The 8025-nt window shown below is 68.2% G+C and carries 7 protein-coding genes and 3 pseudogenes; 5 read left to right on the forward strand and 5 right to left on the reverse strand.

Going from position 1 to position 8025, the window contains the following annotated elements:
- Positions 1-293: 293 nt before the first annotated feature.
- The 4 genes and pseudogenes from ACZ7NC_RS43635 to ACZ7NC_RS43650 form a co-directional block, all read left to right on the forward strand.
- A pseudogene (locus ACZ7NC_RS43635) lies at positions 294-1367 on the forward strand (MMPL family transporter); the annotation flags it as partial.
- Between the two features lie 544 nt (positions 1368-1911).
- Entirely contained in the window at positions 1912-2241 is a 330-nt protein-coding gene (locus ACZ7NC_RS43640; protein ID WP_471497599.1) for an MMPL family transporter, read from the forward strand.
- Positions 2238-3134 (forward strand): annotated as a pseudogene (locus ACZ7NC_RS43645) (IS701 family transposase); the annotation flags it as partial. The gene ACZ7NC_RS43640 and the pseudogene ACZ7NC_RS43645, both read left to right, overlap by 4 nt.
- 426 nt (positions 3135-3560) lie before the next feature.
- Complete coding sequence (locus tag ACZ7NC_RS43650) at positions 3561-4061, forward strand: sortase domain-containing protein (protein WP_471497601.1); 501 nt, start codon at positions 3561-3563, stop codon at positions 4059-4061.
- Between the two features lie 175 nt (positions 4062-4236).
- On the opposite strand, the gene ACZ7NC_RS43655 is transcribed toward ACZ7NC_RS43650, so the two are convergent.
- From ACZ7NC_RS43655 to ACZ7NC_RS43675, 5 genes and pseudogenes are all read right to left on the reverse strand, one after another.
- Positions 4237-4605 carry a hypothetical protein gene (locus ACZ7NC_RS43655; protein ID WP_471497589.1) on the reverse strand — a complete coding sequence of 123 codons (369 nt, stop codon included), beginning with the start codon at positions 4603-4605 and terminating at the stop codon, positions 4237-4239.
- Positions 4606-4659: 54 nt separating this feature from the next.
- Complete coding sequence (locus ACZ7NC_RS43660) at positions 4660-5493, reverse strand: cytochrome c oxidase assembly protein (protein ID WP_471497591.1); 834 nt, start codon at positions 5491-5493, stop codon at positions 4660-4662.
- 11 nt (positions 5494-5504) lie between these two features.
- The gene (locus tag ACZ7NC_RS43665; RefSeq protein ID WP_471497593.1) at positions 5505-6068 is read right to left on the reverse strand and encodes a DUF2243 domain-containing protein; all 564 of its coding nucleotides are present in this window, start codon (positions 6066-6068) and stop codon (positions 5505-5507) included.
- 123 nt (positions 6069-6191) lie between these two features.
- Positions 6192-6374, reverse strand: a pseudogene (locus tag ACZ7NC_RS43670) (Tn3 family transposase); the annotation flags it as partial.
- A gap of 672 nt (positions 6375-7046) precedes the next feature.
- The gene (locus ACZ7NC_RS43675; protein WP_471497595.1) at positions 7047-7181 is read right to left on the reverse strand and encodes a hypothetical protein; all 135 of its coding nucleotides are present in this window, start codon (positions 7179-7181) and stop codon (positions 7047-7049) included.
- Here ACZ7NC_RS43675 and ACZ7NC_RS43680 point away from each other — a divergent pair.
- On the forward strand, positions 7180-7650 hold the full coding sequence (locus ACZ7NC_RS43680) for a hypothetical protein (protein ID WP_471497597.1): 471 nt from the start codon (positions 7180-7182) through the stop codon (positions 7648-7650). The genes ACZ7NC_RS43675 and ACZ7NC_RS43680 overlap by 2 nt on opposite strands.
- Positions 7651-8025 lie beyond the last annotated feature (375 nt).

Here is an 8025-nt window from a genome sequence, read left to right on the forward strand (position 1 = left end):
CCCCCATGAACCTCAATCCGAAATCTGACGGATGGAGTCACATCAGCGCGAACATCCCACGCCGACCCGCCACCGCTGAGGTTTTCCTCTGTTCGCTCGCCGGTAAGCCCGTCCCGGGCGGCGAGGAGGATCTGTGCTGGACATCGTCGCCGGACGTCCCCGCCCCACGCGCGGCGACGCGGGTATCAGTTGCTCCTTCGGCTTCGGCGGCCAGAACGCCGTTCTGCTGTTCACGGCTTCCTAGCGGGAGCCAGACGAAGCGTCCGGATCGGATGCAAGACGGAGGCACACGGATGGATACGGTGCGGCGCCGGGCCTGGCTGGTGGTGGTGAGCGCCCTGCTGGCGGCGGTGTGCGCGGGGGTGCTGGCCCCGGTTGCCTTCTCGGCGCTGAGCACGGGCGGCGCGGTTGCGACGGATACGGAGGCGACGCGCGCCAGACGGCAGGCAGAGCGGCTCGGCGTGCCCTCGCCCGATCTGCTCCTGGCCGTTTCACAGCGCACCGGCGGTGAACGCGAGGCCGCCGTCCGGGACGGCACCACAGCAGTGATGGAGACGCTGGCCGGGCAGCGCGACGTCAAGACCGTGTGGTCGGCACAGACCACCGGTGACACGTGGCTGCGCTCCACGGACGGACGGACCCTGCTGGTCGCCGTACGGCTGAAGGGGACGGACAAGGAACGTAAACAGGTGGCGCCCGGTGTGGTGGCGGCGGCCCGCTCGGCCGTCCCGGGGATGCGGGTGGAGCCCAGCGGCGAGGTGTGGGCCAACCGGGAGATCGACGAGACCATCGAGCGCGATCTGAGCCGGGCCGAACTGCTGGCCGCGCCGGTCCTCTTCGTCGTCCTGGTCTTCGCCTACGGGTCCGTGGTGTCCGCGCTGCTGCCCGTGGTCGTGGCCGCGCTGGCCATCGGCTGCACCATCCCGGTCCTGGGCCTGCTGGCGCAGGTGGCCGACGTTTCACGGGTCGCGGTGAACGCCGCCTCGGCGATCGGTTTCGGCCTGGCCGTCGACTACAGCCTCTTCCTGCTGGCCCGCGTACGGGAGGAGACCTCGCGGGGCGCGGACCTTCACACGGCGCTGGCGGCCGCCCGCCGCTCCAGCGGCCGTTCGGTCGCATTCTCCGCCGCCGCCGTCACCGTATGCCTCGCCACCGCCTTGGTGGTGCCGGTGCCGATGCTGCGCGCACTGTCCCTGGCGGGCATGATCGTCGCCGTGCTGGCGGCGCTGGTCGCCCTGACGGTGCTGCCCGCCTGTCTGCGGCTGCTCGGCCCCCGGGCCCAGGCATGGGACCCGCTGGCGCGGTGGCGGCGTGCCCATACCGGGGACGTAAGTCGCTTCTGGCATCGCACGACGTCCACGGTCACCGCACGGCCCCTCCTGGCGGGCGGCCTGGCGGTGCTGCTGCTGGCCCTGCTGGCCCTGCCCTTCACCCACGCACAGCTCGGCATTGTGGACGAACGCACGCTGCCTTCGTCGGCTCCGGCCGCCCAAGCGGCCGAGCGTGTACGCGCCGAGTTCACCGCGCCGCCGGAGCGGCTCCTCACCGTGGTCGTCACCGGACCGCGGGCGACGGACGGTGCACCGGCGTACGGCAACCGACTCGCCCGTGTCCCGGGCATCACTGGTGTCCGCGTGGTGTGTGTGGCTCCGTCCGGTGAGGCGGTCGTGCTGCTGGCGGCCGCGTCCGCCGCCCCCGGCACGCCGGAGGCGGACACCGCGGTGCGCAAGGTACGGCAAACCCCCGCCCCGGGAAGCGTGGCGGTGGGCGGGCGAGCCGCGGAGGTCGTCGACACGGCGGACGCCGTCCTCAGCGCCCTCCCGTGGTGCCTGTTTCTGCTGGCTGTGGGGCTCTTGGCCCTCCTCAGCACCTTCACCCGTACCCTGGTTGCCCCCCCTGAAAGCTCTGATCGTGGCCGCCGCCAGCCTCGGGGCGAGCCTCGGCGCGCTCGTCGTCCTCTTCCAGGACGGCCACGGCAGCGCAGTGCTCGGCCACTTCACGGCGACGGGAACGCTGGACGCCTCGACGCTGCTATTCGTCCTGTTCATCGCGCTCGCCCTGTCGGTGGACTACGAGGTCTTCCTGCTCGGCCGCATCCGGGAGGAGTACGACCGCTGCGGAGACAACCGCACCTCGATCATCGAGGGCGTCGCCCGCACCGGCCGGCTGATGACGTCCGCTGCGGCAGCCGTGGCGATTTCGACCGCGGCCATGGCCACCTCCCACGTCGCCCTGCCGTGATCATCAATCGGGCCCTGTATCTCCCGGCGGAGTGGACTGCGGACGAGGAATGCCGCGAGGTCGCCGGAGTGCCGGAGGAGATCGCCTTCGCAACGAAGCCGCAGCAGGCGCTGGCCATGGTCACCGAAGCGTTCGCCGCTGGGCTGAAGGCCCGCTGGTTCGCGTGCGACGAGGTGTACTGCGGGCGCGAACTGCGCCGGGGCATACGGGCGCTGGAGCTCGACTACACCGTTGGCATCGCCGCCACCTACCAAGTCGTCGACGGGACCGGACGCCGGTGGGAGGCCCGCAAAATGATCAACAAGGTGCGGCCCGGGCAGTGGATGCGCCGGCAGACCGGACACGGCACCAAGGGCACCCGCGAGTACGACTGGGCCTGGCTCAATGTCCGCCCCGACGACGCTCCCGACGAGAACCGCAACGAGAAGGAGGCCGGGACGAGTGTGCTGGTCGCGCGGCGGCACCGGTACACCGGCCAGGTTTCCTACTTCCGCTGCCGGTCACCCGGCGACGTCTCGCTCGGCACGCTGGTGGAAGTGATCTGTCGCAGGTGGCGGATCGAGGAGACCTTCCAACTCGCCAAGGGCTTCACGGGACTCGACCAGGGTCAGGTGACCTGCTGGAACTCCTGGATGCGCTGGTCGCTGTTCTCCCTGATCGCCGCCGCCGTCCTTGCCCTCACGGCCACCGCCGTCCACAACGCTACCGAGGACGAGCCCGCCCTCGTCCCGCTGAGCTGCCCCGAGCTCATCCGGCTCCTGCGAGCCCTCGTGCTGCCGCCACCCGTCCGCGACCGCAAGCACGTCCTGCACTGGACCGCCTGGCGGCGCCATCACCAAGCCGTCGCGACCGCCTGCCACCAGCGACGACACCATCATCACGACCAACCGTGACCAAGAACTACAGCTGCCGTGACTGTCACCACGACCCGACAGCGAGCCGGTCGTCCCTGCCCGGAAACGTCAACAGCCAGCACGAACACCGCTCCTGACAACAGCCGCTATTTCCGGGATGAAAAACACAGAGGAACCCAAGAGCACCGACCCTCTCAGATGCGCTAATTCAACACAGTCCGAAGTGACTCGAGTATCTTGTGCCGACGTTCTGACGTATTCAGTCCGCTCGGGAGAGCCTCAATGCACACACATTCTTCATCTCGTCACACTATTCGCAGCCTCATGCTGGCTATCGCGCTACTGGCTCCTCTTAGCTCAGGGCTTGCAGCATGCAGCGCGTCCGACTCTGATGATCTATCCGAGAATCACAACAGCTTGGACCACAAGGCCGGGGCACCTATGGATAGATCGATCCCGGTGGGGATGAAGATCCCGGCTGTGAAGGTCACTGCAAGCCCTATGCTCAAACTAGGAGTTGACGACGACGGAAATCTCCAGGTCCCACCCATTGATCAGGCTGAAAGGCCGGGCTGGTACTCACACAGCGTAACTCCAGGTGAAAATGGAGTTTCCGTGCTCGTTGCCCGCTTTAGTACACCCCGTGGCCGTGGGCTTCTTCCGAAAGGATCCCTACTGAAGGTCGGCGACAAAATTCACATCAAGCGATCGGACGGCGGATCGGCCACCTTCATTATCACGGTAGTCGAGCAGCGAAATGTAAAGTCGATCGCCGCAACCTCGCTGGATCTGGAATCGAAGCGACCTGAATTGCTCCTCATCACTCCAGGATGTGAATTGACTAAAGAGATCGCCCATCACGATACGAACAAAGGCGACAAGAAGGCCGGAAATGAGGCGAAAGGAATTGGTTACTGCAACATCATCTTCTCTGCTGATCTCACGCAGGGAGCTGCCGGAAAATGACCTCCGGAAGGCTATTCCCAAGTAGTTGATCACGGCGAGTTCCAGGTACGGGGGAGCTCGATCCGGACGGTGGTGGCGAGGTTTCGTGTAAGGCCCGGGCGGCGGCGTAGGTCTCCGGCCAGACCGGTGCCGCGGGTCAAAGGGTGTGCACAGCGGAGACGGCGGCGCACCGCCCTCACACACCACTGCAGAGCTCGCGCAGTCCGACCAGCTGGATGCTGTTGTCCCGTTCGGCGAGGGTGCGGAGCTCATCGGTGAAGCCGGTTCCGCTGAAGCAGAGCAGGCGCGTGTGCTGGGCTTGCACGCCGTCGCGGGCCTGCAACAGGGACCGGATGTGCAGCAGGTGCAGCAGGTGCCGCAGGTGCCCCAAGCCCATGGTGTCGTTCCACTTGGCCTCTCCGATTGCCAGGAGCACCTCGCGGCCCTCGTGGTCGCGCCCGAAGACGGCGGCGTCGAGCTCGTGGCTGGTTTGGCCGCCGGGTCGAGAACGATGCCGGACACCTACACGGGTGCGACGGCCGCCCAGCGTGTCCTCGGCGGGCATACCAGCGGGTCCAGGTACGGCAGTTTCCTCGGTCGGCGGCACGGGTGGGCGTGCTCAGGCGGGTGCCGTTACTTTCCGGGTGGTGGCGGGCTCGCGGGTGGCCGAGCGCCGGGGCTCTGGGCGCCAGGTGGCAACCAGGGCGGCGGCCAGGAGCAGTTCGGCGATGTCGCCGCCGTAGTACATGATCTCGGCGCCTGCCTGGACCTGGGGAATGGGGGCGTGGATGTTGACCCAGAATCCGCCGTACATCATCTGGGAGATGACCGCGTGGACCGCGATGGCGACGCCGAGGTAGACCAGGCGGGCGCGTACACCGGGGCGAGACGGTGCGGGGTCGGGGCCGGCGATGACGTAGGCGAACAGGCACCCGGACAGCAGGAAGTGCGCGTGCAGCAGCCAGTGGGCCGCCGCAGTGCTCATGGTCGCGTTGTAGAGGGGGGTGAAGTAGAGGACCGCGAGGCTGCCCGTGGACAGCGCCAGTGCGACCGCAGGGTGGGTGATCACGCGGACGGGCGGGCTGTGAACTACGGCGGTCAGCTGCCGTCCTCGGGCTGCGGGCAGGGTGCGCAGCAGGAGGGTGACAGGGGCGGCGAGGACGAGCGCGAGGGGCGCGTACATGCCGATGAGCATGTGCTGGATCATGTGGCCGCGGAAGTCCTCGTGCGCGAAGGGCGCCACGGGCGGCAGCAGCGCGGCGCCGAGCAGGAAGGTGCCGACCAGGAACCATCCAGTCCGCCACCGGCTCCAGCCCAGGGCCGCATTGCGGTGGCGTGCCCGGCGGACGAGCAGCAGGTAGGTGCCGGCAGCGGCCAGCAGCACCAGCGCGGGCAGTAGCCACCCCAGCGTGTTGCTGAGGCTGCTGCCCGCGTCGTGCCCGCGATCGTGCATGTGGTGGTGCATCAGGCATGCCGGCCCTCATGCCGTCCGGTGGGGGCATTGGGGTCGAAGGGCTGGCCGCTGCGCTGGAGCAGGTAGCCGCCGACGACCAGCAGGGCGCCCAGGACGAGGAAGCCGATGTCCCACCAGACCTGGCCGTCTCCGGCGTAGACGTGGTGGATGCCGAGGATGTGGTGGTCCAGGACGCCCTCGACCAGGTTGAACAGGCCCCAGCCGACGAGCATCCATCCCCACAGCACCCGGGAGGTCCACACCCGCAGCCGGTTGGGGGTGACCCGCGAGTACAGGAGGGCGAGCCCGAGGAGGACCGCGAGCCAGCACACGGTGTGGAAGATGCCGTCCCACAGGGTGTTCATCTCCAGGCCGGAGACGGAGTGGGGGTTGTAGTACTTCACCCCGATGTGGTCCTCGTTGGTGCTGGAGAGCATGTGGTGCCACTGCAGGAGCTGGTGGAGCAGGATGCCGTCGAGGAAGCCGCCCATCCCCACCCCGAGCACGATGCCCGGCAACTGGATACTCGCCGGCCGTGCCATGCCGGCCCGGGCCTCGCCCATTGTGGTGGCCATCGCCCGTCTCCGCTCCTGGTCCTGGGCTCTGCTGGAAGATGCCTCAGCCGCAGGTTTCCCCTCTCTGCCGCACTCACGCGCTGCGTACCAGCCATCCTGCCCAACCGCAGCCGCGTCCTGGGATCACGCCGGGTGCTCAGCGTCAGGGGCACGCAGGGGCCGCAACTCGCCGGGCAGGTCGGGGAGCTGGAAGGAGTACCGGCCCAGCACGTTGATGTGGCGGCGGACGAACAGGGACAGGCGGGCAGCATCCTCGTCGCGGACCTCGAAGCCGTCGGCGCGGAGCTGGGCGACGGCGGCGTCCATGCAGCTTGGAGCAAGATCTTTTTTTCCAGGTCGTCATTCTCCCAAGTCAGAGGCGGCAGACGAGCCGGTGCCATGGGCGGGCAACCCCACTGCGGCGATGCGCCGGGCCGCCCGGCGCGGCAGTGGCGCAGATCGGGGTGTCGGCAGACGAGACACCGCGCCCGTCCGCGTCAGTCGGTGCGTTGCGCGGCCTGTGGAGCAGCTTGGGATACGTATTGGTGCGTGAGAGCACCTGCGTGTTTACGCCGGTCCAAGCGGAGCGGCTTACGGCGCTGGCCTGTCGGCCTTGTCATGGCCTTGACCTTCGTTACTGCGGGCTTTGTAACCCCCGCGGTGTTCCGCACCGGCGGGGACATGCTCGGCGCCCGGGAGCTCAAGCCCGAGCACCGCATTGGCTGTGTACGCGACTTATGGCTCTGGTCCACTTCTTCTGGTGCGGTCAGTCACTCGCTGTCGGATCCGAAGCCGAGTTCCTGCGGCAGGTATTCCCAGGCGATCCCGGCGTGCAGCACGAACAGACGAGAAATACGCGGGTATCGGGATCAGCGACCGAGTAATGACCAGCGCCGTTTCCTACGCGGCGTAGGTTCCGGCTCGATCTCTCGCGGCGCGGGGGCGATCCGGTCCGGCTCCAGCCCCACCTTGTCGGGGTGCACAGAAGCGGCCGGCGCGTTACTGCTCGTCGCCGCTAACCTGCTCGGTCTCGGCCTGGTCGGTGCCACCGTGGTCGAAGACGTCCAGGACCAGACCGTGACCGTGCCGGATACCGGGGCGGGCGACTGAACGAGCGGATACGGTTCCCCCCATGACGAAAACTGCCCGGACCCTGAAACGTACGGGAGCCCTCGTGGCGGCAGCCGCCGCGGCCGCGCTCGCCTTCCCCGCCCAGGCCCACGCCGCTGCCGTCGCCTGCGGCGGCGGGGTCTCGACGCAGAACATCGGCGCCCGGGGCTGTATTTCCGCCGAACGCTGGAAGGACGGGAAGATCTTCTGGCGCGACATCACCGCCCACGCCCTCATCACCAATTCCCGCTCCCACGCCTCATGGGTCGAGTACGAGGCGTACCTCCACGTGCAGGGGGACGGCGACGACTGGATGAAAATGGGCAGCGGCCGGACCATCGTGCAGCGGCGTTCCACGGTCGGCCCGATCGCCATCGCCACCTCCACCCGCATCTGTGGCCCGGTTAAAATCACGATCCGCGTCCACGTGAGGCCGGCGGGGGGCGCCTGGTCGAACTGGTCCAGCGCGGCGACCTCGCAGTGCCAGACCTGACTCTGCCAGACCTCGCACACCGCAGCGCCCCCGCCTCCGCGACCAGGAGGACGGGGGCTCTCGTGTTTTCTGCGGGGGAATTATGCGGCAACGGGACGCCTGTGCAGCTCCTTCGCCGCCTTCGCGGTCTCCCGTTTCAGACGCGCCTCGAACTCCTCGCGTGCTCTACCCGCAGCCGGTCCGGGTACCGCTTCATCGGCACCTCCTCCCCCAACGCCGCGAACCGCGCAGCGATGGCGTCACGCTCCATTTCGGCCTTCCCCGGCACCCGGGACAGGCCCTAGTACTGCAACGGTGCTTGTCGTGACTGCTGGCCAGGTTGGTTGTTGGTGTGGTTATGGGTGGGGGCCTTGCTGATGTCAGGTTGTGGGCCGG

This window comes from Streptomyces sp. NPDC111802 (genome assembly GCF_055634335.1).